Genomic DNA, 24426 nt, shown 5'->3' with positions numbered 1-24426 from the left:
CGCACTGGAGGTCCGAACCCACACCTGTTGAAAAAGGTCGGGATGAGTTGTGCCTAGGGGTGAAAGGCCAATCAAACTCGGAGATAGCTGGTTCTCTGCGAAATCTATTTAGGTAGAGCGTCATCCGAATACCCCGGGGGGTAGAGCACTGGATGGGTAATGGGGCCCCACAGGCTTACTGATCCTAACCAAACTCCGAATACCCGGGAGTACTAGATGGCAGACACACTGCGGATGCTAACGTCCGTAGTGGAGAGGGAAACAACCCTGACCTCCGGCTAAGGCCCCTAATTCATGGCTAAGTGGGAAAGCAGGTGGGATGTCCAAAACAACCAGGAGGTTGGCTTAGAAGCAGCCATCCTTTAAAGATAGCGTAACAGCTCACTGGTCTAAATAAGACGTCCTGCGGCGAAGATGTAACGGGGCTCAAGCCATGAGCCGAAGCCGAGGATGCACATAGTGCATGGTAGCAGAGCGTAGTGTGACATAGAACAGCTCCTCCTTAGACCCCTCGGGGTCATTGGAGGAACAGTTCTTTCGATGAAGCGGGCGCGTGAGCGATCCCGTGGAGAGATCACTAGCGAGAATGATGACATGAGTAGCGACAAAGAGTGTGAGAGACACTCTCGCCGAAAGTCCAAGGGTTCCTGCTTAAAGCTAATCTGAGCAGGGTAAGCCGGCCCCTAAGCCGAGGCCGAAAGGCGTAGGCGATGGGAACCAGGTTAATATTCCTGGGCCAGGAGGATGTGACGGATCATGAAGGTTGTTCGCCCTTATCGGATTGGGCGGGCCGCTGATTGGTCCCTGGAAATAGCCCTCCATCAGACCGTACCCTAAACCGACACAGGTGGACTGGTAGAGAATACCAAGGCGCTTGAGAGAACGATGTTGAAGGAACTCGGCAAAATACCTCCGTAAGTTCGCGAGAAGGAGGCCCGGGTCCTACGCAAGTGGAATCCGGGGGCACAAACCAGGGGGTGGCGACTGTTTATTAAAAACACAGGGCTCTGCGAAGTCGCAAGACGACGTATAGGGTCTGACGCCTGCCCGGTGCCTGAAGGTTAAAAGGAGGGGTGAGAGCTCCGAATTGAAGCCCAGGTAAACGGCGGCCGTAACTATAACGGTCCTAAGGTAGCGAAATTCCTTGTCGGGTAAGTTCCGACCTGCACGAATGGCGTAACGACTTCCCCGCTGTCTCCAACATCGACTCAGCGAAATTGAATTGCCTGTCAAGATGCAGGCTTCCCGCGGTTAGACGGAAAGACCCCGTGCACCTTTACTACAGCTTCGCACTGGCATCAGGATTGTGATGTGCAGGATAGGTGGTAGGCATCGAAGCAGGAACGCTAGTTCCTGTGGAGCCATCCTTGAGATACCACCCTTCGCACTCTTGATGTCTAACCGCGGTCCCTTACCGGGATCCGGGACCCTGCGTGGCGGGTAGTTTGACTGGGGCGGTCGCCTCCTAAAGCGTAACGGAGGCGCGCGAAGGTGGGCTCAGAGCGGTCGGAAATCGCTCGTTGAGTGCAATGGCAAAAGCCTGCCTGACTGCGAGACTGACAAGTCGAGCAGAGACGAAAGTCGGCCATAGTGATCCGGTGGTCCCGAGTGGAAGGGCCATCGCTCAACGGATAAAAGGTACGCCGGGGATAACAGGCTGATACTGCCCAAGAGTCCATATCGACGGCAGTGTTTGGCACCTCGATGTCGGCTCATCTCATCCTGGGGCTGGAGCAGGTCCCAAGGGTACGGCTGTTCGCCGTTTAAAGAGGTACGTGAGCTGGGTTTAGAACGTCGTGAGACAGTTCGGTCCCTATCTGCCGTGGGTGTAGGATACTTGAGAGGAGTTGCCCCTAGTACGAGAGGACCGGGGTGAACGATCCACTGGTGGACCTGTTATCGTGCCAACGGTAGTGCAGGGTAGCTATGATCGGAAAGGATAACCGCTGAAGGCATCTAAGCGGGAAGCCCCCCTCAAAACAAGGTATCCCTGAGGGCCGTGGAAGACCACCACGTCAATAGGCCGGAGATGTAAGCGCAGCAATGCGTTCAGTTGACCGGTACTAATCGCCCGATTGGCTTGATCTGATCCAGTAAAAGACAGCCAAAAACCAAAAAGCAAAAACAAAACTTGGACAACCCGTTGACCCTCATAAAAGGGTCAACACGTTGATCTCCTGAAAAAAAGGACGATCAATACGTTGATACCCTGAGCAAAAACTCAGTTGGGTTCTTATTCGGTTTGGTGGCCAAAGCACAAGCGAAACACCCGGTCCCTTCCCGAACCCGGAAGTTAAGCGCTGTTGCGCCGATGGTACTGCATCTTAAGGTGTGGGAGAGTAGGGCACCGCCAAACCTAATAAGAACCCAAATAAATCCTCTCTAAACAAAAAAACAAAACAAACAACGCGGGATGGAGCAGCCAGGTAGCTCGTCAGGCTCATAACCTGAAGGTCGTAGGTTCAAATCCTACTCCCGCAACCAATGATAATTCCTCCTGAATATCAAAGGCTTCTGGCATGCCGCCCGGAGCCTTCTTCGTGTTTGGACATTCCGCACCCGCCGTCAGCCGTAGCAGCCCAGAAGATAACAGCCCCAAACACCCGCTAGACGCCCCTTCGCGACGCGCGGCCAAGGCGCAGGTCGCGAAAGGGTGCGAACGAAAGCAAAAGTCAGGGCCCCAAAGGGCCAAAACCTCACGCGTCCCGCGTCTCGTTCAACTCCATATGCCCGCCCGCGTTTGAAAAGACCCGCCGCAACATCGGTTCGAAAAACTCAAGAGGCTTGGTCGCGTACGCAGGGTCAAACGCGTTCTGATCGTAATTATGGCAGAAGTACACACAGGCGTCGTAATAGGGGCTGTCTTTGTATCTCTCCCGTGCGAGGCGATCTCCTCCGAGGTGATGGTTGTAATAATACCCCTGAAAAACGCAGTGATGTTTGAGGATCCAGCACGCTTTCTCCGACATATACGGCTTGGCAATTGCGGCGGCCACTTCCCCATGATTGTACGGTGAAAGAATATCGCCAATGTCATGGATCAGGGCGGCAACGACTATCTCTTCCTCGGCGCCGTCCTCATAGGCGCGGCTCGCGGCCTGCAGAGAGTGCTGATAGCGATTGATCGGATAGGGCGTCCAATCCTCGTCAAGCGAGATCAACGCCGCAATCAAGCGGTCCACCAAGCCCGCGTTGAAGTGATCGTCATAGGCCATAACGGCCAGAAAATCCTCTTTGCTCGCGTCTTCCATGCGGGTCCATGTGGGCCGATGCGTTTTATCAAGCATGCGCGGTATCCTTCTCTGATGGCAGGCTGCTCCTGTGCAATCGACGGTATGTCCAGAGATATGAGAAAAAAAGCAAATTGATTTTGGCTCTATGATCGAAGATGTTTATCAAATATGACGTTTGCCCAGATACAGACCTTTCTTGCGGTGGCCCGGCTTGGAAATTTCCATGCCGCCGCGCGGCAACTCAACGTGACGCAGGCCGCCGTCAGTGCGCGGGTCCGGCAGCTTGAAGAAGAGCTGGATCTGCGGCTCTTCGAACGGGGGCGACAGGGGGCGGAGCTCACCGAGGCGGGACGCTTCCTCTTGCCCGGAGCGGAGGCCATCGCCAGCACCTGGACCACGATTTCCAAGGATGCGCGGCATTTCTACGCTGGGCGCGTACCCTTGCGGCTCGGGGGGCAGCTCAGCATCTGGGACCAGCAACTTGTGGACCTCGTGATCTGGGTGGAAGAGACCCTGGGCGCGCTGCCGCTTGCGCTCAACTTCGATCATGAGATGAATGTTCAGGATGCGATCCGCAACGGTGTGCTGGATTTTGCCTTGACCCATGAACAGCCAGCCCCGGATCTGACCGGCGTTGCGCTCCCGGCCGAGAGGCTTGTTCTTGTGGGGTCAGAGCCTTTTGATCTGGGACAGAGCGACCTGCCTCTTTTTATGAATTTCCAGTTGGGCGGGCAGTATGATGCCTTTGTCGCGCGGCATCTTTCCGGCCACGCCGGACAGCATATCATGATGGGCAACTGCGCGATGGGGCTTCGCTATCTCCGGAAACGCGGGGGCATCGCCTTTTTTCCGGTCTCGATGGTTGTCGAGGACATCCAGAACGGGCAGCTGTTCCCGGTTCAAGGCGTCCCGGAGATGGAACTGGCATGCAACGCGGTTTATCATCCTTCTTCGGTACTGGGAGATTTGACAGCGCAAATTGCCACAGCGGCACGATCTCTGCGCAGCCGCGAGCCGGTCGTGGCTCTGGATACCATGTCCTAGCGTTTGCGCCGACCAGTGCTTGTGTCTGCCGATCTCCTGTGTCGCCTCCTTAAGCGCCCCTGGGCCGGGTCCGAAGAGTCTTTGCAATCCTGAGAAAGGCCGTGACCGCCGGAGAGCGAACCGCAGTAGGATGAAGGGCGAGACCGATCATGCGGGGATGCGCAGGCGAAAGGGGCCGGATGACCCAAGGGGCGTCTGGGTGCGCCGCAGGAACGGCCATCTCTGCAACAACAGACACACCTTGGCCCCGGCCAACCATCGACAGCGTGCTCAAAAGCTGCGAGGTGCGGTAGCGCGTTTGGGGTGTAAGTCCCGCAGCGGCAAAAAGCGCGCTCACAATTTTGACGGACCCGGATTCAGGCATGATGAAGGGATCATTGCACAGATCACTCAGGGTCACGCGCTCCTGTTTTGCAAGTGCGCTCTGTCTCGGCACCAGGGCGACAAATTGGTCTGTCGCAATCGGAATGGTCTCAAACCGATCATCTGGCAGCACCACAAATCCCATGTCGATGCGGCGTTCTTCGAGCCATTTGACGATGATGTCGTCGGCGGCTTCCTCGATGAACACGTCGATGCCGGGGTAGGCGCGGTGAAACGCGCTCATGAGATCTGGAAGAAGTTGCAACGAAGATGTTGCCCCAAAAGAGCCGATGCGCAGGTTGCCGGTGTCCAAGCCGCGAAAAGAGGCCGCCTCCTGTTGCATGGTGCGCGACAGGCCAAGAATTTCGCGCGCGCGTTCAAGCAGTTGTGCTCCAATCGGTGTCAGCACGATCTGCGACCCCTGACGGTCGAACAGGCTGACATTCAGCGCGGTCTCGAGAGATTTCAGCGCGTGAGACACCGCAGGCTGACTGATCCCGAGACGGCGTGCGGTGAGGGTAAAGCTCTGGGCCTCGGAAAGTGCAACGAAGATTTCGAGCTGACCGAATGTCATAAGTAAATCCTAATTTGCGTATTAGTTTCCATAAGTGAAAATGAATGTCCATCTTGATTCTCATGGTGGTTCAGATGGCCTTCTCACCCGATACCGCGCTTCCGCTCCCCACGGCGGCGCTATATGCAAAACTCACCGCAACTGCGGTTTTCTGGGGCGGCACCTTTGTGGCCGGGCGCGCATTGGCGGGACAGCTTGATCCGCTGGCCTCGGCAACGGGGCGGTTTGGAATCGCCGTGCTTTGCCTGCTTGTGCTGACCCGCTGCGTCGAAGGCGGCCTGCCGCGCCTCACCCTCAGCCAGCTGGGGCTGACCCTCGGGCTCGGTCTGACCGGCGTTGTGTCTTACAACCTGTTCTTCTTTGCGGCGCTGACCGAGATGCCCGCATCGCGCACCGCATTGTTTGTGGCTTTCAACCCGATCTCTGTCACCGTTGTCATGGCTGTTCTCGGGCAGGAGAGGATGACACTGCGGCAGGTCGCGGGCATTCTCGTAGCGCTGTTTGGTGCACTGGTCGTCATCAGCAAGGGCGATCTCCTGCAGGTTTCGATGCATTTTGGGCGCGGTGAGGCCTATATGTGCGGCGCTGTGCTGAGTTGGGTGGGCTACACGGTGATTGGTCGCAGTGCGATGCGGCAGCTCAGCGCGCTGGCGGCGACTACATATGCCGCGCTCTGGGGGTTTGCGATATTGGCGGGGGCTCTGCTCTGGTCGATGTACTGGTCTGGGCACGGGCCTGCGCCACAGGGCCTGCGCCTCGATGTGGCCGCCGCGCTTTTTTATCTCGCGATTGGCGGGACTGTCGTTCCCTTCGTTTGGTATTCCGAAGGCATCCGCGCGCTCGGTGCCGGGCGGGCGGCGGTTTTCAACAATCTGGTTCCCTGTGCGGGCGTGCTTCTGGGTTTTGTGATCCTGAATGAGCCCCTGACCGCTGCGATGCTTGCTGGCGGCGGCGTGGTTATCCTCGGTGTCGCGCTCACCAACCGAGGCTGAGGCTGAGGGTCGCATCGGTTCAGGGCCTCGGCAGTGCAGAACGCATCCGTATGTATCGCGCACCGCGAAAACGGTTCAAAAACAAACCCCTACACAAACTCACCCTTGTGCATGTCTCCCTCGGATATGGGGAATTCCCCATATTCAACCCTCTCAAACCCACCGCTATCCAACGACTTCTGGAAGTGGATCCTCGCGCGCCCATGCGGCACGCGCGGCATAAATGCTGGGGCATTCAAGCGGTTTATCCACATTGCAACGGATGACGATTTGAGAGGAAAAATGAAAAAATACATGATGCTGACCTTGCTGCCTTTGGTTGCTGCCTGCTCGGGCGGCGGCACAACCGGGGGAACGACTGCGACGCCGCAGACGGGACAGGCACTGACGGTCAGAACCACACCGATGGGCGCGGTTGTGACCAAAGACGCGGGCTACAACGATGTGGTCGCCGTCTACAATGCAGCTGGCGATACGCCCTCGACGGTCAACAAGACCCTGCCGGGGCTGAGCAATGGCGTGGATGTTCTGGCCCAGCAAGGCGTGAACCGTTGGGAAACCGAAGTGGAGCGTACGGTTGTGGCCTCCATCGCGGCCAATGGCCACAAAATCACTCGCGACCGGATCAGCGGCATTGATGGCGCAATGGTAGAGACCTACCGGCTCTATGATCCAAGTGATGCGCTGGTGGCGATCGAGACACGTGGCAGCAACGCGGCGACGGCTGCGGTTGTGGGCTCGGTGGGCTACTGGGGGCAGTGGAATGGCGAGGTCGATGGCGTCAACTACGAAGAGGGCGCGGTCAATATCGTGGTCAATGGCAGCACCGGGCAGGCAGATCTGATCGTCTATGACCCGACCAGCGCCCAGACCTTTATCAATGAGGCCAGCGGCAGCAATACCCTGACCTATGACGCTGCAAACCAGCAGGTCACGGGCTCAGTGGTGTTCACGACAGCAACCCAGAGCGCCTCGGGCGAGGCGCTTCTGTCCCTGGCCGGAAGCACCGCCGTGGCTGGCAGTACCAGTGCGCCAGAGCTGATCACAGGCCACGCCTATACGGATGCAAACCAGCCCTTTGGCGCCAACATCGGCATGATCGGCGCCTTGGACAACTGATCCATCCTTCTGTTTTGCAGTCATGGGAAGCGGGTCTCCGCTTCCCTTCCTTTTTTCAGAAATTCCGAGGCGATCCATGAAGCAGCTTTTGGTGCTTTTTCTCTCTCTGTGTCTTGCCGGAGGGGTCAAAGCCGATGAACGCTTGCGGACCTATTATGGCATGAAGCTCGCGGTTGCGGGGATCCCGGTGTTTGTGCCGCAGGATCCTTTGGTGCGGTTTGGTCAGGTCGAGGCCGCCCCCAAGGGGACTTGGCGCTTCAATGTGATGCCGGTCTTTGGGTATGATTCAAACCTCAACGGCGGCGTGCCCCATGATGTTGTGGACATCAATGGCCTGAGGTTCACGGTGCTGGAAAAAGACCGCGCCATTGGCGGGCTGGAGGCGGGCGTCATGGCCCGTGTTCGGGCCGAGTATTACCTGGCGCAGGGGCATCGTCTCTCTGGTGCGCTCTCGGCCCGCTACACCCGGGCGCTGGCACATGATCTGGCCAGCCAGGTCGCCACGGCCAATGCCTGCTATCACTATGACGCGCCCAGCTGGACCTTTGCGCAGGCCTGTGTGACGGCGGGTTTGTCCAAAACGGAATTGTCCAAAACCCAGACTGAAACGGCCCGCATTTCGATTGGTAGGGTGTTTGATGTCGGAAAATTCCCCAAGTCTTTTCAATTGGGACTGTCTAAAACCAACGGAAATGACGCAGACTATACGCAGGTGCACGCCAACTATAACGTCAATACCGCGCGTGCGACCTATGCAATTGGATTGATGACGCGTATCGAAGGGGAAGGACATAGTGAAGACAAATCGGCCTATATGCAGATCACCAATTCAATGATCGGGCGCCCGGTTTCGACGGTTTTTCGATATTCCACATCAAGTGGCGGCGGCTTTCTCGGACTGCAACGGGATGAGCGCACGGCCTCTGTGACCATTTCCGTGCCGCTGACCGACAGGCTTGCATTCGATCTGAGCTATTCGGACACACGTTCCCCGCTTCAGTATTTTCGCAAAAAGACCTTTGGAGCCAATTTCATTCTGACCAAGTTTTAACCCACGCCCGTTCTGAGGCCGCTCTGATGTCACTGAACAAGAGCCTGAGGATCGGGATAAGCCACAGTTTATTAGGCACTATAGTTCTGGTTTGCGCCGCTAGATTCGTTAAATCCCGTCAATTAGAAAACAACGCTCTTCATGTCCGACATTCCCAAGATCATGACTCAGATCCTCGAGGCACCGACGCTCGAGCAGAAGTATCGTGTTTTTGCCGATTTCATGGAAGGTGAGTTCGGGTATGCGGGCGTGAACTACGGTATTTTTCTCGATGCGCGCTCCGCGCAGGCGATCAGCAATCATTTTATTGCAAAACGCATGGGAATGTCTTCGGAATGGCGAGAGATCTACCAGAAACAGGGGTATGGGCGGCGTGATCTTGCGATGATGATGGGCGCCGTGACCAAACGCCCGATTTTGCAAAGCCAATTTTACCAGATGCTGCGGCAGGACGACATTCCAAAGCCCTATGCAGAGGTCATCGAAGGCGTGCATGATTTTGTAAATTGCGGCGTGGTCCTGCCTGTCTATGCGAATGGTCGCAAAGGCGTTGTTGGTCTCTATGATCCCAAAGGCGATGCTGCAAAACACGATGAGAAATACCGAAAGTACGGGACGCTGATCGAAGCACTGGCACGCCATCTCCATGTGTCGTCCAGCTGGGCAGAGGAAACCATCGCGCAGACCAGGTTGAGCGAGATGAACCTGCGTGCGCTGCGTCTGAAGGCGCGCGGTCTGCGCGTGAAAGAGATCTTGCACCAGATCGAGCGCGACAATCCCAAGACGGTCGACAATCATATGGCGCGGGTGCGCCGGTCTCTGGGCGCGCGCAATGACGTCGAAGCGGTTGCCAAGGCCGCCACATTGGGGCTGCTGGAGCCATCAGGCGACCCCTTTGACCGCGAGGATGCCGATATTCTCCCCCGGGGGATTGGTCGGACGTGACGGTGGTTTCTCAGTATCGGAGACTTCATCACCGGGTATAGGCACGATATGCATTTATCGGCACTCGACGCCCGCCGCCGCAGGCGTCATACCGCTTTTGTCCGGGGGCTGGGGCAGCAAACCGAAAGCCACGCGGCTCTTTGATCCATGACAATATCGCCAACAGGAGGGCAGCACGATGCATCATTCAGGGCCACGGCTGCATATCATCTTTGGTAAGATCGCCTCCGGGAAGTCCACGCTTGCCAAGCGGCTCGCTGCGGAGCCGGCGACGGTTCTGATTTCCGAGGATGTCTGGCTCAAGACCCTTTTTGGCGATGCGCTGCAGACCTTGGAAGACTACATTCGTTGCAGTCGCCTCCTTCGCGCAACGATGGCGCCGCATGTGGTCGCACTGCTGCAGTCGGGGGTGTCTGTTGTCCTCGATTTTGCGGCAAATACACCCGCTCAACGGCAGTGGTTCAGGGAAATCGTCGAGGTCTCCGGCGTTGACCATGCCCTGCATGTGCTTGATGTATCCGATGATGTCTGTCTGGCGCGGTTGCAGCGGCGCAATGCTGAGGGGAGTCACCCTTTCACCGTGACGGAGAGTCAATTTCACGACTTCATGCAGCATGTTACGCGCCCCGGCGCCGACGAGGGCTTCAACCTTGTGATCCATGGCGCGGACTGATCCCTGCCGAGGGCCTTGGGTTCTGCGCTGCCGGGGTTGAGCGGAGGCCGTAAGGAAAAGCACATGCGCCACCCGGGCGAGGCCAGCCCGGGTGGCGCATCTCACTTAGTGGCTGATGTAGATCACGCAGCCTGCTCTGGCGCGCTTGACCCGTGCTCTGCCGGAGCCTGCGCCGACGAGGAGATTGACGACACGGTAAAGTTCGCCATCAGGGTCGCCAGTTTCTCCGCATCCTGACGCAGCAATTGTCCGGCGGCGTTGGTTTCTTCGACCATTGCAGCGTTTTGCTGAGTCACCTGATCCAGCTGTGAGACCGCGACATTGGCCTCACCGAGCCCCGTGGCCTGCTCGTCAGTCGATTCAGCAATCGTGCTGACCAGCCCCGAGATATGGGTCACCCGTTCAAGGATGTCGCCAAGCGCCTGTCCGGCGCGTCCGACCAGATCCACCCCGGCTTCGACTTGGGTGCTGCTCTTGGAAATCAGCTCCTTGATGTCGCGTGCGGCTTCGGTTGTGCGTTGCGAGAGGCCGCGCACCTCGGAGGCCACCACAGCAAAACCGCGCCCGGCTTCGCCCGCCCGCGCCGCTTCGACGCCGGCATTCAATGCCAGCAGGTTGGTCTGAAAGGCGATGTCGTCAATCACGCCGATGATCTGTTCGATTTGGCTCGAACTGCTCTCGATCTCCTGCATGGCGGTGACGGCCTGCTCGACGACCTGACCGTTCTGGGTGGCTTGCTCGCGTGCCTTGTTCGTGGTGTTTTCCGCATCCCGCGCGCCCTCTGCGGCAGAGCGCACACTGGCAGTCAACTCCTCGAGCGCGGCGGCGGTTTCTTCCAGCGTCGCGGCCTGGCTTTCGGTGCGTTGCGAGAGATCATCAGAGGCCTGGCTGATCTCGGACGAGCCATTGCGGATCGAATCCGCCAGCTGCACCACGTCCACAACCGTCATGTTCAAGGTCTGCGCCGTGCTGTTGAAGTCTTCCTTGAGCTGGGCGTAACCCTCGGTGAGCTCCTGATCGATGCGATAGGTCAGGTCGCCTCGGGCGAGGCGTGCCAGCCCCATGCCAATCGCTTCGACAGCGGCGGTCTGACGGGCCTGGTTTTCGGCCCGTTCCTCATCGGCGATCCGGGTGAGTTCTTCTTTTTCGACCAGTCCGTCGCGGAACACGGTCAACGCGCGCGCGATCCGTGCAATTTCGTCGCTGGCCCGGTTGAAGCCGGTCACTGGGCTCATGTCGCCCTGTGACAGCCGCTCGGTGGTGAGGCTGATCGCATTGAGCGGGCGGATGATCAGGACGTGGCTGAGAAGGAGTGCGACACCCACGAAGGCCAGTGCGATCCAGCCAATCGTCTGCAGGTTGGCTTGCACCTCGGTCGCGTCCGCGGCGATGCCCAGAGCCTGATTGGTGATCGTGGTCTGGCTTTCCAATCCGCGCAGGGAGGCCTGACCGGCGATCTGCAGCACTGCATTCACAGTGGCCGAAGCCGCCTCGGTTGCAGCCTGATTGGCTTCGAGGGACTTGATCCGAAAGGCGGCAAGGCCTGTGTCCGGATCCGCCATGGCCGCCATCTGCGCGATCTGGTCCGCAAGGATACCACCGCCAAACTCGCTAAAGCCCGCCAGGGCGCCCGAGGCGGCCTGCATTGCTTTTGAGGCAACCTCAGCCTGTTCAAAAGTCTGCGCGGTTGCGATTTTCAGGGCTTCGATCTGGAAGGCGCTGAGCCAGGAACTGATCTCCAGCAGCCGGTTGAGGAAGGCAACTTCGTTGTCGAGCAGCCCCTGGATCGCATCTCGGTTGCCGGTTGCCGCATCGTCGGCGGCAATTGTCAGCTCAAAGACGAGATCATCCACTGTCGAAGACAGCACCGCATCAGCCTCCCGCCGGGTGGAAAGCACCGCATCGCGGTCAACGGCGCGGCCCTCGCGCCCCGCCGCCACCGCGTCCGAGAGCGCGGCAGAGATCATGGCAAGGTCCTCGCCAGCGGTTGCACCGGCATCGGTCCCGTCAAGGGAGCTGATCGCACCAGACAACCGGTCCCGCGACGAGATCGCCAGATCGCCGAAGATCGACAACATCGACCGATCGGTGGTGGAGGACATCGCCAGAGTGATGCCAGAGAGAAAGTTGATTTCGGCGCGAATTTCCAACACGGTTTGCAGGGTGGCGAACTTGTTTTCAGCCAGATCAAACAACGTCTCCTCGATCGAGGTGATCGTGTCTTCGCCCTTCATCGCTGTATTGAAATATGCGTCATCTGCGGTTTCCAGCAGGACCGCCTGCAAGTCCGCCGCCAGACGCTGCAGATCCTGCGTCATCGCATTGAGCTGGTCTGTATTGGCAAAGGACGTCGCGCGGGCGTCGATCGAGGCCTGCAATGTTGCGCCCACTTTGGCCAGATCCGCCTCAAAGGCCTGCTGCTGCTCGGCGGGGAGCGCGGCGACGGCAGATGCAAGTTCGGTCGAGGCCGTCTCGACATGGGTCGCCGCGTTTTCCAAGGCCTCGGGGTTTTGCGACATCAAGATTTCGATCATCGCATCCTTGGTCTTGGTGGCGGCCAGAATAAGACCATTGCTCTGCGCGAGCTGCGGCAAGTCACGCTCCGTCATTTCTCCGACACTGCGTGACACGCGGTCGAACGACTGAAGGATCAGATAGCCCGCGCCGCCGACCATCATCAGCAACGCCAGCAGAATGAATGTAATCTTGCCGCGAATACTGGAAAGCGGGTTGAGGCGGCGCAGGAACTTTGCTCCTTTGGGGCCGATTTGACGCAACATACTAACACCTACGACTATGAAACTGCTGGCTATTCCCACCGAAGAAGAGGGCAGGAACCTGGCGTGCGGGGGAGACCCGCCTGGCGGCGGATCTCAGAACGGGGTGCTTTAGGAGCCGCCGCCGGATACGATGGGCTCGAACTGGCCGTCTGCCGTGATACGGGTCAGGAACACGTCATCCATGCCCTGGTTGTCGTCCGCACCAAAGACCATGCTGACACCGCCGAGATCGACCGTGGAGAGTCCTGCCAGAGCGGCAAGATAGGAGTCGCGGGTCAGCTCCTTGCCTGCGGCTTCGAGACCGGCAATGGCGAGACGACCGACGATATAGCCTTCAAGCGACACAAAGCCGGGCTTGGCGGCGGCATCCACGGCCTTCAGGGCTTCGGTATATTGCGCGACAACCGGGATCGACATGTCCCACGGGAAGGGCACCACCTGGCTGATGATCACACCTTCGCCATGCTCGCCCAATTCCTGTGCCAGAGCGTCAGAGCCGACAAAGGAGATATTCACGAACTCCGAGTCGAGCTTCATTTTGCGCGCGAGTTTGATGAATTCGGCCACCGGTTTATAGGCGCCGACCATGACCACCGCATCGGGCTTCGCCTTGCGGATCGCCAGCAGCGCCTTTTTGACGGCGGTGGTGTTGCGGGTATATGTGCCTTCTGCCGCGAGGCTCATGCCGCGTTTTTCAAGCGCAGCGGTGACGCCGTTCAGCCCCACGCGGCCAAAGCCGTCGTCCTGATAGAGGATCGCGATCGACTTCATGCCTTGCTGATCGACGAGATATTCGATCCAGGCTTCGGTTTCCGCAAAATAGCTGGCGCGCACATTGTAGATGTTGCCATGAGAGGCGTCGCGCAAGAAGCCCGCGCCGGTGAAGGGGCCGATGAAGGGCACATTGGCCTCGGTTGCGATGGGCTGCGTCGCAGAGGAGGTCGGGGTGCCCACCGCGCCAATCAGACCAATATGGCCATTGCCTTCGATCACGGTCTTGACCAAAGCGGCAGAGCGGTCGGGCTCGTAGCCGTCATCCATACTGTCGAGTTTTAGCATCCGCCCGTGCACACCACCTGCGGCGTTTGCTTCCTCAAAGGCTGCGGTAATGCCAAGGCGCATACCGGTGCCAAGTGCAGCGGCTGGCCCATCAAAGGCGGCAACCTGTGCAAATGTGACACTGTCGCCAGTCACGCCTTGCTCGGCGGACGCAATGAGGGGAAATGCCAAAGCCGCAGCAGCGGCAAGCATCGTTTTCTTGAGAAACATGACAAAAACTCCGATCGACTGGTATGAACCTGGTCCCGAAGTGTTTGCCCAGCGGTGTTAAGGAAACGATTACAGCTTGGGTCCTGGCGCAGCTTTCTGCCTAAAATTTGAGTTTCTTTCCCCCGTAAAACGGGTTTGCGCGACCTCCGAAGGCGGGCTGTCGTGAAGGCCTCGATAAATATGGAGGGAATTTTCGGCGCTCCTGAGCTGTGAGCCGGTTGCCGCCCGAACCTTTATGGGGGCGTGGCGCGTCGCGCAGATGCGGCGCTCTATTCGCGAGATACGCGGGAGGTACACCGATATGGTGTCACATGACGGAAGATCCCTCAGCACGACAGAGAGGCCACAGCGTGTGGTTCCAAACCATGGCTGGCACGCAGACGGTGCGGTGTAAGCGTCATATGGATGCTCACAAGGTGACCTTTGCCTTTGTGGGTTCGGGGCTCCAGAAAAATGTCGTGTAAGCTGTTGATATTTATCAATACCCAGGAGACCGTTCTACGGCGATTGAGCATTGTGTGGCGCCGATAAGCTAGTGGGATCAAGGGCCGCACGCGGGCTGCAGCCGCAGTGCTGGGCTGATTGATTAGCGGTCGCAGCTTGGTACGACCTCGGACGGGCTCGATCACAAGAGGGCATCCGAGGGAGGTGCCACGCGGAGCTGTGCTGGACCTGGGTCCGCACCGCTCCGCGTGAAGGCTCGGATGGCTTAGAAGTCGGTCCAGCCGGCATTGGCCACCTTGGGCACGTCAGGCTGGATGTCAAAATCCGCCATGTCTGCCTCCGGGGCGCTGTAGTCAGCGACAGCATCTGCTCGCTTGATGGTCTGAGCCGAGGGCTTTGCGGCACCCTGCGGCTTGGAGCTGCGCGCGCGCAGTGTGAAGCGGCCCACCTGACGCTCAAGTGAGGCGGCCTCGCGCTGCAGTGTCACGGCGGCTGCAGAGGTTTCTTCGACCATCGCGGCGTTGTGCTGTGTCACCTGATCAAGCTGCGTGGCGCCGGTGTTGATCTCTCCAAGGCCAACCGATTGCTCGTTTGCCCCGGCAGCGATTTCGGACATCTCGTCGGCGACACGGGCAACCCGGTCGACGATATCGGTCAGTGACTCGCCTGCTCGGTTGACCAATCCCACCCCGCTTGCGACCTGAGCGGAGCTGGATTCAATCAGCTGTTTGATGTCCATCGCGGCCTCAGAAGAGCGCTGCGCAAGCCCGCGGACCTCGGAGGCGACAACCGCAAAGCCGCGTCCCACCTCGCCGGCGCGCGCCGCCTCGACCCCGGCATTCAGGGCCAACAGATTGGTCTGAAAGGCAATATCCTCAATGACATTGATGATATGGTTGATCTTCTCCGAGGATTTCTCGATCTCGGACATGGCAACCACTGCATCGCGAACAATGCCGCCAGAGGTTTCTGCATTCTTGCGCGTCTCGGAAATATTGCGCTCCACATTGGCGGCGGTATCCGCAGCCGAGCGGACCGAGGTGGTCATTTCGTCGAGCGCGGCGACGGTTTCTTCGAGCGTGGCCGCCTGGCTTTCGGTGCGGCGCGCCAGTTCATCAGAGCCAAGGCTGATTTCATCAGACCGCGCGCGAATTTCCATGATGCTCTCGGAGAGGGTGGCCATCATGTCATTGAGCGTGTTGACGGTCAGGTTGAAATCTTCGCGCAGCGCCTCGTAAGAGCCCGAGAATTCCTCGTCGATGGTGCGCGACAGATCCCCTTTGGCGAGGGACCGCAGGCTCTGGGCGAGGGTGTCGACAACGCGCGCCTGTTCGGCTTGCTGTTTGTCCTGCTCCTGTTCGAGATGTTCTTTTTCCAGAAGACGTTCGCGCAGAGCTTCGACCGAGGCGGCCATTGTGCCGACATCATCCTTGCGCTCCGTGCCTTGCACGGCCTCATCATATTGACCGGAGGCCAGCTTGTTGACGGAGGAAAGCATTTCGCTCAGGGGCCGCCCCACCAGTGCGCGCGCGGTAAAGTAGATGGTGCCAAGCGACATCAGCAGGATCAATATGCCGCCTGAAACAGAGGAGAGCACCGCATCGCGCACGGGGATGGTGAACACCGCGGCCGGCACATCGAGGATCGTGGCCCAGGTGGTGTTCATGCCCGGTGCCGTGAACGGATAGACAAGGCGCGTCGCGCCATCCGGGAGCCCGGTGATGACCCGAGGTGCGCCATCGGCAAGCGCGGCTTCCACCAGCTCTGCACCGGTTTCGTCGTAGGGCTGTGTCAGGTCCGCTACATCCGGGTTCGCCAGCCATTTGCCGTTGCTGTCCACCAACATGACGCGCCCGCCCTCAAAGGTTTCAAGCGTGCCGAGCATCGTGGTGAGATCGGTCAGGACAATGTCCACGCCCGCAACGCCGACGGTCTGGCCCTCGACTACGACGGGCACCGATACAGAGGTCAGCAGACGCCCTTCGGAGGAGAGATATGGCTCTGTGATGATGCTGGCGGATGTTTCGATCGGGGCGGCAAACCATTGCGAGGTCGGGTCGATGTCAAAGGTCGAGAAATCCAGCCCACCCTGATCCGCTTTGGTCCAGTAGGGGGTGAATACGCCGCTCTCGTTGCGCCCCTCAGCTCCGGTCAGGAAAGCGTCGGTCGACCCATCGGGCATGCCCGCCATCCAGGAGGAAAAGATCGTCTCATACTGTGTGGGCACACCACGCAGCAGCTCGATCGCGTCCGCGGTGTTGGCGTTGCCGCCCGCCATATAGCCCGAAAGCGCGCCGCTCACGGCGGCCCCGGCAGAGGTTGCCTGCGTCACCTGAACGGCGATGGTCTGCGCGATTTCCCCGGCCTGTTGTGTGGCCAGCTCCATCACCTGTTGATCCGCCTGGTGCGATGCGCGCCAGCCACTGATGCTGATGTAGCCCGCCAGAATGACGGTGATGGCTATGCCGGTCGCGAGAACCAGTTTGCCTGCTACAGTCTTTAGAAGATCGCTCATGATCGATGCGCCCTGAATATACAGCTGTTTCCTCGCTGGTATCAGGTGCGGCTTGCCAAACGTTTAAAACAGCGCCGGCAGAGGGTCTTTGGCGGGCACACACGCCCCAAACATTGGTTTTTGATGCGTATTTTGCGATCAGAAAACCGTCGCAGGGGCGCGCGTTGTGTCGAATCGATGGCTCAGCGTCCCTCGAGCGCGGCCTCACCCGGCTTTTTGCCGAGGATGATCATCGACAGCAAATCGTCATCGGTGACATCGTCGATGTCCACGGTGCCGACAAGCTGGCCGTTTTTCATCACCGAGGCCCGGTCGCAGAGCTCCATCACCGCATGCACATCATGATCAATGAGGAAGATGCCGATCCCCTGCGCCTTCAGCTGCTGAATGAGCTCGGCCACCATCTGAGTTTCATGCGGACCAAGCGCGGCTGTGGGCTCGTCCATGATCAGGATCTTGGCGTTGAAATAGACCGCCCGTGCAATCGCCACCGATTGCCGCTGGCCGCCCGACAGCGCCGAGACCGGCTCGTTGAACTTGCGAAAGTTCGGGTTGAGACGGCCCATGATCTTGCGACATTCGGCCTCCATCGCGGCGTCATTGACCAGTCCCAGCGGGGTCACGAGCTCGCGCCCCAGAAACAGGTTCGAGGCCGCATCGAGATTGTCCGCCAGTGCAAGCGTCTGATAGATCGTCTCGATATTGTGGCTGCGGGCATCGCGGGGGTTGGTGATCTCCACCTTGTTGCCGTTGATGCGGATCTCGCCCGAGTCCATCTTGTAGGCGCCCGAAAGCACCTTGATCAGGGTCGATTTTCCCGCGCCATTGTGGCCCAGAAGGCCGACGACCTCGCCCGGGTGCAGATCGACAGAGACGTCATCCACCGCTTTGATGCCGCCAAAGGAAATGGAGATATTGTTCATCTCCACCATCGGGGTCGCGCCTTGGGCGCGCAGTTCCTTGGGAGTGGTCATTACTTGGCCCCCACACGCTTGCGATAGATGATGTCGATGAAGACGGCCGCGACCAGCACGGTGCCCACAACGATGTTCTGGAACGGGGCGTCGACACCCACCATGGCCATGCCGGACTGAAGGCTTTGCATGATGAGTGCGCCGAGGATAGCGCCATAGATGGTGCCAAACCCACCCGAGAGCGCGGTGCCGCCAATGACGGCTGCCGCGATGACGCGCAGTTCGTCCAGGGTGCCGATATCGTTGGAGTGGTTCGCCAGACGGGCCGAGGCCACGACTGCCGAGAGTGCACAGAGAAAGCCCATGATGGCAAAGATCTTCACGGTGAGCATGCGGGTGTTGATCCCCGAGAGCTCTGCCGCATCCGGATTGCCGCCGGTGGCGAAGATATAGCGACCCAACCGGGTGCGGCGTGCGATCAGGGTCATGACCACGGCCACCGCAATCAGGATCAGCACCGAGATCGGCAGGCCGTAGCCTTGGGTGAAGCCTTCGGGCATCACTTCGCCACGGGCCTCGAACATGCGCGCCAGACGACGCGAGGGGATCTCATAGGCGTTGAGGATCGCCACAAAGCCCAAGATCGAGCCGGAGATGATCAGCGCCAAGGCGCCTTCGGCCCAGAGCGGTTTTACTGGGAATTCATGCGCGAGCTTTGCACGGCGGCTGTTCCAGAGTGTCAGGAGCGCCAGCGCCGTGGCCACCAGCCCCAGAATCCAGCTCAGCGAGGTGCCAAGGGTGCCATTTGTGCCGCCAAACATCATGAAGGTGGAATCGAGCGGGCCGATGGTCTGCCCGTCGGTCAGATACCACGCCACGTTGCGCCAGACGAGAAAGCCACCAAGCGTCACGATAAAGGCCGGGATTGTCAGATAGCCGACCATCCAGCCGTGAAAGGCACCGATCAGCGTGCCCGTGACCAGACCCACCACGACTGCCACGATCCATGTGATCGGGTGGTTGAGACCAAGCCCGAGAACATGTGGCACAAATTCGGTTTGCGTCATCGCCATCACTGCGGAGCAAGTCGCGAGCAATGCGCCGACGCTCAGGTCGATGTGGCGGGTAACGATCACAAACACCATGCCAGAGGCCATGATCGCCACGGAAACCGTCTGAATCGTCAGGTTGAAGATGTTGCGCGGGGTCAAGAACCGCCCGTCGGTCACCAGATTGAACCCGATGCAGAGGATGATAAAGGCGCCAATCATACCCAATAGCCGCACGTCCAGCTCAAGCTGCTGGAAGAGATTGCGCTTGTTTTGTGGGGTGATTGGCTGAGACGTGGTGTCGGTCATATCCGGCTCCAGTATTCAGCGACAAGTAACAAAGTAGGGGGGATGGTCCGAGCCATGTCGGACCACCCGATCAGTTCAGGTCAGATCAGTTGCAGGGGGCCGGGCCGTTTTCGACACCCTGGCACAGGGCTTCCTGTGTGATCCAGCCTGCATCCACAACCGCAGAGAGGTTCTCTTTGGTCACCGGCATCGGTGCGAGGAACCGTGCGGTCATGGTGGTGCCTGCCGGAGAGGTCCAGGAGGTCGCGCCGCTGATTTCTTCCATCGCGGTGCCACCGGCCAGAGCCACGGCGATCTCACCTGCCGCATTGCCGAGGTCACGGGCGTCTTTCCAGACGGAAACGGTCTGGGTGCCCTTGGCGACGCGGTTCAGCGCGGCGTGGTCGCCGTCCTGACCGGACACCGGGATGCCGTCCATGCCCTGCGCGGTGAGCGCTGCAACCACACCGCCAGCGGTGCCGTCGTTGGAGGCCACAACCGCGTCGACCTTGTTGTCGTTGGCGGTCAGGATCTGCTCCATGTTGCGCTGTGCGTTGGCGGGCAGCCAGCCGTCCGTGTAGGCTTCGCCAACGATCTTGATGTCACCGGCGTCGACTGCCGCCTGGATCACCTCTTGCTGACCGCCCCGCAGGAAGTCAGCGTTGGGGTCTGTGGGCGAGCCTTTGATCATGACGTAGTTGCCCTTGGGCATCGCCTCGAGCACGGCGCGGGCCTGCATCCGGCCCACTTCGACGTTGTCGAAGGTCAGGTAAAAGGCGCGATTGTCCTCGATCAGGCGGTCGTAAGCCACAACCGGGATACCCTCGTCCGCAGCCGCTTGCACGGCGGGGCCGATGGCCTGTGCGTCCTGTGCGAGGATGATCAGCGCATCCACACCCTGTGCGATCAGGCTCTCGATGTCGGAAAGCTGCTTGGCAGAGGAAGACTGCGCATCAGCAGAGATATACTCGGCGCCTGCTTCCTCCAGTGCGGCAACAATCGCGGCTTCGTCGGTTTTCCAGCGCTCTTCCTGAAAGTTCGACCAGCTGACGCCTACGGTCAGATCAGCGGCAAAAGCCGAAGATGCAGCAAAGGCGCTCAGCGCGATGACGGACAGTCCGTTCAAAAATTTCATATTTTCCTCCCTTGGCGTGTGGGCCGTTTTGGATCTTGGCCGACACTGTGAATCATCTGTAGCAATATTTTTTTTGAGTTTCAAATTAAATCATGTATCCTTTCTCACAGGGAGAGATTGCCGCGGCGTGCCCAAGGTGGCATAAGCGAGCGCCTTTTGGCGGGCGGCGAGGGAGGAGCTTTGAATTGGCACGATCAGGACGGCTGACGCCGAGCAGCGAGCAACGCGAAAGCGGGCGCCAGCAGATACTGGATGTGATCCGCGCGCAGGAAAGCATCGCCCGCATCGACATCGCCCAGGCCACAGGCATGAGCCCGGCGACGGTGACCGCGATCACCGCCGAGTTGCTGGCCGCGGGCCTGATCGAAGAGATCGCGCCCGAGCTGGCGCCCGGTGCGCGCCGGGGACGTCCGCGTGTGGCTCTGCGTCTGCGCGGCGCGGCGCGCCTGATCGCCGGTCTCAAGGTCTCCCATCATGTGATCTCCACCGTGATTACTGATTTTGTCGGACAGGAACTTGCCAGCCACGAGATGCCGCTGGTGCAGGGCACGATGCCGGTGCCCGAACTGTGCGCGCAGATCCGCCGCGCGCTTGAACTCACCTGCGAGAAAGGCGGCTTCAGCATCGAGGATCTCTCCGGTGTCGGTCTCGGAATGGCCGGGATGATGGATGCGGACCGGGGCTTTATCTATTGGTCCTCCTCGCTCGAGGAGCGCAATGTCGCCTTCACTGCCGCCATCAGTGCCGAGCTGCCCTGTCCGGTGTTTCTGGACAATGACGCAAACCTCGTGGCCAAGGCCGAACATCTTTTTGGCGAGGGGCGCACCTGCGACAACTTCATTGTCATCACCATCGAACACGGCGTTGGCATGGGGATCGTGATCGACCAGCAGATCTATCGCGGCACCCGCGGCTGCGGCGCCGAATTGGGTCACACCAAGGTCCATCTCGAAGGGGCGCTGTGCCAATGCGGGCAACGCGGCTGCCTGGAGGCCTATGTGGGCGATTACGCGCTCCTGCGCGAGGCGAATATTTCGAGCGGCAGTGAACGCCACACCACCATCGCCTCACTGTTTCAGTCGGCTGAAAATGGCGATGTGGTGGCCAAGTCCATCCTTGACCGCGCGCGGCGGATGTTTGCGATGGGGTTGGCAAATGTCGTCAACATTTTTGACCCGAGCAAGATCATCCTCGCGGGGGCCCGGTTGTCATTCGACTATCTCTATTCCGACAAGCTCATCGAGGAGATGCGTCAGTGGGTGGTGCAGGTGGATGCCCCGCTGCCAGAGGTCATGGTCCATGACTGGGGCGATCTGATGTGGGCCAAGGGGGCGGCGGCCTATGCGCTCGAAGAGGTGACAGCGCGCACCGTGCGGGAGCTTGCAAATGCGGCGGCCTGAGACGTTCGTTTGGCCTGTGGCGGCCCTGTTTGCTTCGGTGGCGCAGGCCGACCCGCAGATCCCCCGGTTTACTCCGATCGAGATGGGTGAACATATCTACAGCGGCGGCTGGGAACACTACGTGGGCGGCGGTCTGGCGGTGTTCGACTGCAACGGCGACGCTCTGCCGGAGCTCTATGCCGCTGGTGGCGAGACCCCGGCCCAGTTGTTCTTCAACACCACCGGCGCGGACGGCGCGCTTTCTTTTCAGACGGCCACGCCCGAGGCGCTGGCCCTGACCGGCGTGACCGGGGCCTATCCCATCGACATTGATGGCGATGGCCATCTTGATCTGGCGGTGATGCGGGCCGGGGCGGATCTGTTGTTGCAAGGGCAGGGGGGCTGCGCCTTTCAACCCTTTCAGGGACTGAGCTTTCAGAGCGGCGATCACTGGACCACGGGTTTTTCCGCCACCTGGGAGGGCGAGAACACCCTGCCGACGCTGGCCTTTGGCACCTATGTGGACCGCGCCAACCCCGAAGGGCCGTTTGGCACCTGCGATGATACGCTGCTCTATCGCCCCAGCGGCGACAAATACGGCCCCCCCGAGGCGCTGTCGCCGGGCTATTGCGCGCTCTCGGTGCTGTTCAGCGACTGGAACCGGACAGGCCGCGCCGATCTGCGGCTGTCGAACGACCGGCACTATTATGTGCGCGGCGGGCAGGAACAGATGTGGGCGATGGAGGCCACCCCGCGGCTCTATACCGAGGCCGAAGGCTGGAAGCCCTATGCGCTCTGGGGCATGGGCATCGCCTCGCGCGACATGAATGGCGACGGGTTTGCGGATGTCTATCTGACGTCCATGGGCGATCAGAAGTTTCAACTGCGCAACCCCGAGGCCGAGGGGCCGGTCTGGGAGGATGTCACCTATGGGTTTGGCACTACCGCACATCGGCCCTATACGGGCGGCGATGGGCGCCCCTCGACCGGCTGGCACGCCGCCTTTGGCGATGTGAACAACGACGGGCTGGACGATATTTTTGTGACCAAGGGCAACGTGGAACAGATGCCCGATGCCGCCCAGAAAGACCCCAATAACCTGATGTTGCAGCAACAGGACGGCCTGTTCACCGAAGCCGGCGCAGAGGCGGGGATCGCAAGCCTTCAGCGCGGGCGCGGGGGCGCTCTGGTTGATCTCAACCGCGATGGATTGCTCGATATGGCGGTGGTCAATCGCCGCGCCCCGCTCGAGGTTTGGCAAAACAGAGGCCCTGTGGATGCGACGGGCAGCAACTGGCTGCTGCTGCGCCTCAGCGCAGAGGGGCCCAACCGGGACGCCATCGGCGCCTTTGTCGAAGTCACGGCTGGCGATCGCACCTACCTGCGCGAAGTGACGATCGGCGGCGGACATGCGGGCGGCGATCTGGGCGATCTGCATTTTGGTCTTGGCGGGGTGGAAACGGTCGATCTGCGCGTGACCTGGCCCGATGGACAGGTGTCGGATTGGTCGACCGTGAAGGCCAATCAGCGGCTTTTGCTCCGTCCCGGACGCTTGCCGACGCCCGAGGACTAACGAAGGCTCAGCGGCGAAGTTATTGCGGCCAGATCATCCAGATGTAGAGCCCATAGCCCGCCAGCAGGATTGCGCCTTCTCGACGCCCCACGCGCAAGCCGGTGGCTGCAAACAGCACGAATACGGCGGAGACGAGGATCATCACTGGCGCATCAAACCGCAGGATGTCGCCCGGCAGATCAGAAGGGGCAATCAGCGCCGTCGTGCCGCCAATGCCAAGGATGTTGTAGATGTTGGAGCCGACCACATTGCCAAAGGCCACATCGCCCTGACGCTTCAGCGCGGCAATCACCGAGGTCACAAGCTCGGGCATTGAGGTGCCGACCGCGACGATCGTGAGGCCAATCACGGTTTCCGAGATCTCAAAGCTCCGCGCGAGGGCGACCGCACCGTTCACCAGGGCCGCGCCACCGACCACAACCAGCACCAATCCGCCAAGGGCGAGCAACAGCGACACAGCCAGCGCGCGCCTGCTCTTTGTTTGCGCGGCATCCAGACCGGGTGCCGCACCCGCAAGCGCCTCGCCCTTGTCATGGAGCGCACCGGTATCCGCATTCTGGCGCTCTTGGCGGACCACGAAGGTTATATAGCCAATCATGGCAATAACGAGCGCCGCGCCACTCAGGCGCCCCATCGGCCAGACGGCTGCAAGGCCACTGAATACAAGTGCCGCAAGCAGCATCACCACGGCATCACGTCTGAGAGCGGCCCGCGCGACAATGATCGGACACAAGAGGGCTGAAATCCCCGCGATCAACAGTATATTGGCAATATTGGACCCCACGACGTTGCCATAGGCAATCCCCGGTGCGCCGCTCAACCCGGCCTGCACCGATGTCACGAGTTCGGGCGTAGAGGTGCCAAAACCGACAAGGGTGAGGCCGATCACCAAGGGCGACACCCCCAGTTTGGCCGCAGCCTGCACAGCACCGCGCACCAAGAGATCACCTCCCACCATCAGCAGGCCGAGGCCGACCACAAGAAGCAGTCCAATTTCCAACATTCGTCTCTCCGGAAGCGCCCAATGCGGCGTATGATTTTCGCTGAACTGGCGGTTTTATCGCACCGTTTCAAGGACGCGGTAAA

17 protein-coding genes, 1 tRNA gene and 2 rRNA genes (1 of these 20 cut by a window edge) are annotated in these 24426 nt (G+C 59.8%); 11 read left to right on the top strand and 9 right to left on the bottom strand.

Annotated features, from left to right (window positions below; all coding sequences use genetic code 11):
• The 3 genes from ACZ1HH_RS17020 to ACZ1HH_RS17010 form a co-directional block, all read left to right on the top strand.
• Positions 1-2088 (top strand): 23S ribosomal RNA (locus ACZ1HH_RS17020) (it extends 745 nt beyond the left edge of the window).
• A 153-nt stretch (positions 2089-2241) separates the two neighbouring features.
• Positions 2242-2356 (top strand): 5S ribosomal RNA (rrf, locus tag ACZ1HH_RS17015).
• 51 nt (positions 2357-2407) lie between these two features.
• Positions 2408-2484 (top strand) — tRNA-Met (locus ACZ1HH_RS17010).
• A 212-nt stretch (positions 2485-2696) separates the two neighbouring features.
• Here ACZ1HH_RS17010 and ACZ1HH_RS17005 read toward each other — a convergent pair.
• Positions 2697-3287: an HD domain-containing protein gene (locus tag ACZ1HH_RS17005; RefSeq protein ID WP_472635461.1), complete on the bottom strand. Its 591-nt coding sequence runs from the start codon at positions 3285-3287 to the stop codon at positions 2697-2699.
• Positions 3288-3401: 114 nt separating this feature from the next.
• Here ACZ1HH_RS17005 and ACZ1HH_RS17000 point away from each other — a divergent pair, with 114 nt between their 5' ends.
• Entirely contained in the window at positions 3402-4277 is an 876-nt protein-coding gene (locus ACZ1HH_RS17000) for a LysR family transcriptional regulator (RefSeq protein ID WP_472635460.1), read from the top strand.
• A 49-nt stretch (positions 4278-4326) separates the two neighbouring features.
• Here the strand turns inward: ACZ1HH_RS17000 and ACZ1HH_RS16995 are convergent, their stop codons facing one another.
• Positions 4327-5214, bottom strand: coding sequence for a LysR family transcriptional regulator (locus ACZ1HH_RS16995; RefSeq protein ID WP_472635459.1), 888 nt, complete (start codon positions 5212-5214; stop codon positions 4327-4329).
• A 44-nt stretch (positions 5215-5258) separates the two neighbouring features.
• Here ACZ1HH_RS16995 and ACZ1HH_RS16990 point away from each other — a divergent pair, with 44 nt between their 5' ends.
• From ACZ1HH_RS16990 to ACZ1HH_RS16970, 5 genes are all read left to right on the top strand, one after another.
• Positions 5259-6206: a DMT family transporter gene (locus ACZ1HH_RS16990; protein ID WP_472635458.1), complete on the top strand. Its 948-nt coding sequence runs from the start codon at positions 5259-5261 to the stop codon at positions 6204-6206.
• Between the two features lie 282 nt (positions 6207-6488).
• Positions 6489-7325, top strand: a complete 837-nt coding sequence (locus ACZ1HH_RS16985) for a hypothetical protein (protein WP_472635457.1) — start codon at positions 6489-6491, stop codon at positions 7323-7325.
• Between the two features lie 76 nt (positions 7326-7401).
• Entirely contained in the window at positions 7402-8376 is a 975-nt protein-coding gene (locus ACZ1HH_RS16980; RefSeq protein WP_472635456.1) for a hypothetical protein, read from the top strand.
• Positions 8377-8517: 141 nt separating this feature from the next.
• Positions 8518-9321, top strand: a complete 804-nt coding sequence (locus ACZ1HH_RS16975; RefSeq protein WP_472635455.1) for a LuxR family transcriptional regulator — start codon at positions 8518-8520, stop codon at positions 9319-9321.
• Between the two features lie 178 nt (positions 9322-9499).
• Positions 9500-9994: a P-loop nucleotide/nucleoside kinase family protein gene (locus tag ACZ1HH_RS16970; protein WP_011536800.1), complete on the top strand. Its 495-nt coding sequence runs from the start codon at positions 9500-9502 to the stop codon at positions 9992-9994.
• A 122-nt stretch (positions 9995-10116) separates the two neighbouring features.
• On the opposite strand, the gene ACZ1HH_RS16965 is transcribed toward ACZ1HH_RS16970, so the two are convergent.
• From ACZ1HH_RS16965 to xylF, 6 genes are all read right to left on the bottom strand, one after another.
• Complete coding sequence (locus ACZ1HH_RS16965) at positions 10117-12774, bottom strand: methyl-accepting chemotaxis protein (protein WP_472635454.1); 2658 nt, start codon at positions 12772-12774, stop codon at positions 10117-10119.
• Positions 12775-12882: 108 nt separating this feature from the next.
• Positions 12883-14043: an ABC transporter substrate-binding protein gene (locus tag ACZ1HH_RS16960; protein ID WP_011536798.1), complete on the bottom strand. Its 1161-nt coding sequence runs from the start codon at positions 14041-14043 to the stop codon at positions 12883-12885.
• Positions 14044-14752: 709 nt separating this feature from the next.
• Positions 14753-17002 (bottom strand): methyl-accepting chemotaxis protein, encoded by a 2250-nt coding sequence (locus ACZ1HH_RS16955; RefSeq protein WP_472635452.1) that lies wholly within the window; start codon positions 17000-17002, stop codon positions 14753-14755.
• A gap of 182 nt (positions 17003-17184) precedes the next feature.
• Positions 17185-17976 carry an ATP-binding cassette domain-containing protein gene (locus tag ACZ1HH_RS16950; protein WP_472635451.1) on the bottom strand — a complete coding sequence of 264 codons (792 nt, stop codon included), beginning with the start codon at positions 17974-17976 and terminating at the stop codon, positions 17185-17187.
• Positions 17976-19274: a sugar ABC transporter permease gene (locus ACZ1HH_RS16945; RefSeq protein WP_011536795.1), complete on the bottom strand. Its 1299-nt coding sequence runs from the start codon at positions 19272-19274 to the stop codon at positions 17976-17978. The genes ACZ1HH_RS16950 and ACZ1HH_RS16945 overlap by 1 nt, the downstream gene beginning before the upstream one ends.
• An 85-nt stretch (positions 19275-19359) precedes the next feature.
• Positions 19360-20388 (bottom strand): D-xylose ABC transporter substrate-binding protein, encoded by a 1029-nt coding sequence (gene xylF / locus ACZ1HH_RS16940; RefSeq protein ID WP_011536794.1) that lies wholly within the window; start codon positions 20386-20388, stop codon positions 19360-19362.
• 185 nt (positions 20389-20573) lie between these two features.
• On the opposite strand from xylF, the gene ACZ1HH_RS16935 reads away from it, so the two are divergent.
• Positions 20574-21788 carry an ROK family protein gene (locus ACZ1HH_RS16935; protein ID WP_168610311.1) on the top strand — a complete coding sequence of 405 codons (1215 nt, stop codon included), beginning with the start codon at positions 20574-20576 and terminating at the stop codon, positions 21786-21788.
• A complete protein-coding gene (locus tag ACZ1HH_RS16930) occupies positions 21775-23340 on the top strand; it encodes a CRTAC1 family protein (protein ID WP_472635450.1) in 1566 nt (521 codons plus the stop codon). The genes ACZ1HH_RS16935 and ACZ1HH_RS16930 overlap by 14 nt, the downstream gene beginning before the upstream one ends.
• A gap of 19 nt (positions 23341-23359) precedes the next feature.
• Here the strand turns inward: ACZ1HH_RS16930 and ACZ1HH_RS16925 are convergent, their stop codons facing one another.
• Entirely contained in the window at positions 23360-24343 is a 984-nt protein-coding gene (locus tag ACZ1HH_RS16925; protein WP_472635449.1) for a calcium/sodium antiporter, read from the bottom strand.
• Between the last annotated feature and the right edge of the window lie 83 nt (positions 24344-24426).

It is taken from the genome of Epibacterium sp. HA2-3 (assembly GCF_055693725.2).
Note: the sequence above shows the minus strand (reverse complement) of the source record. Positions and strands in the feature narration are given on the sequence as shown.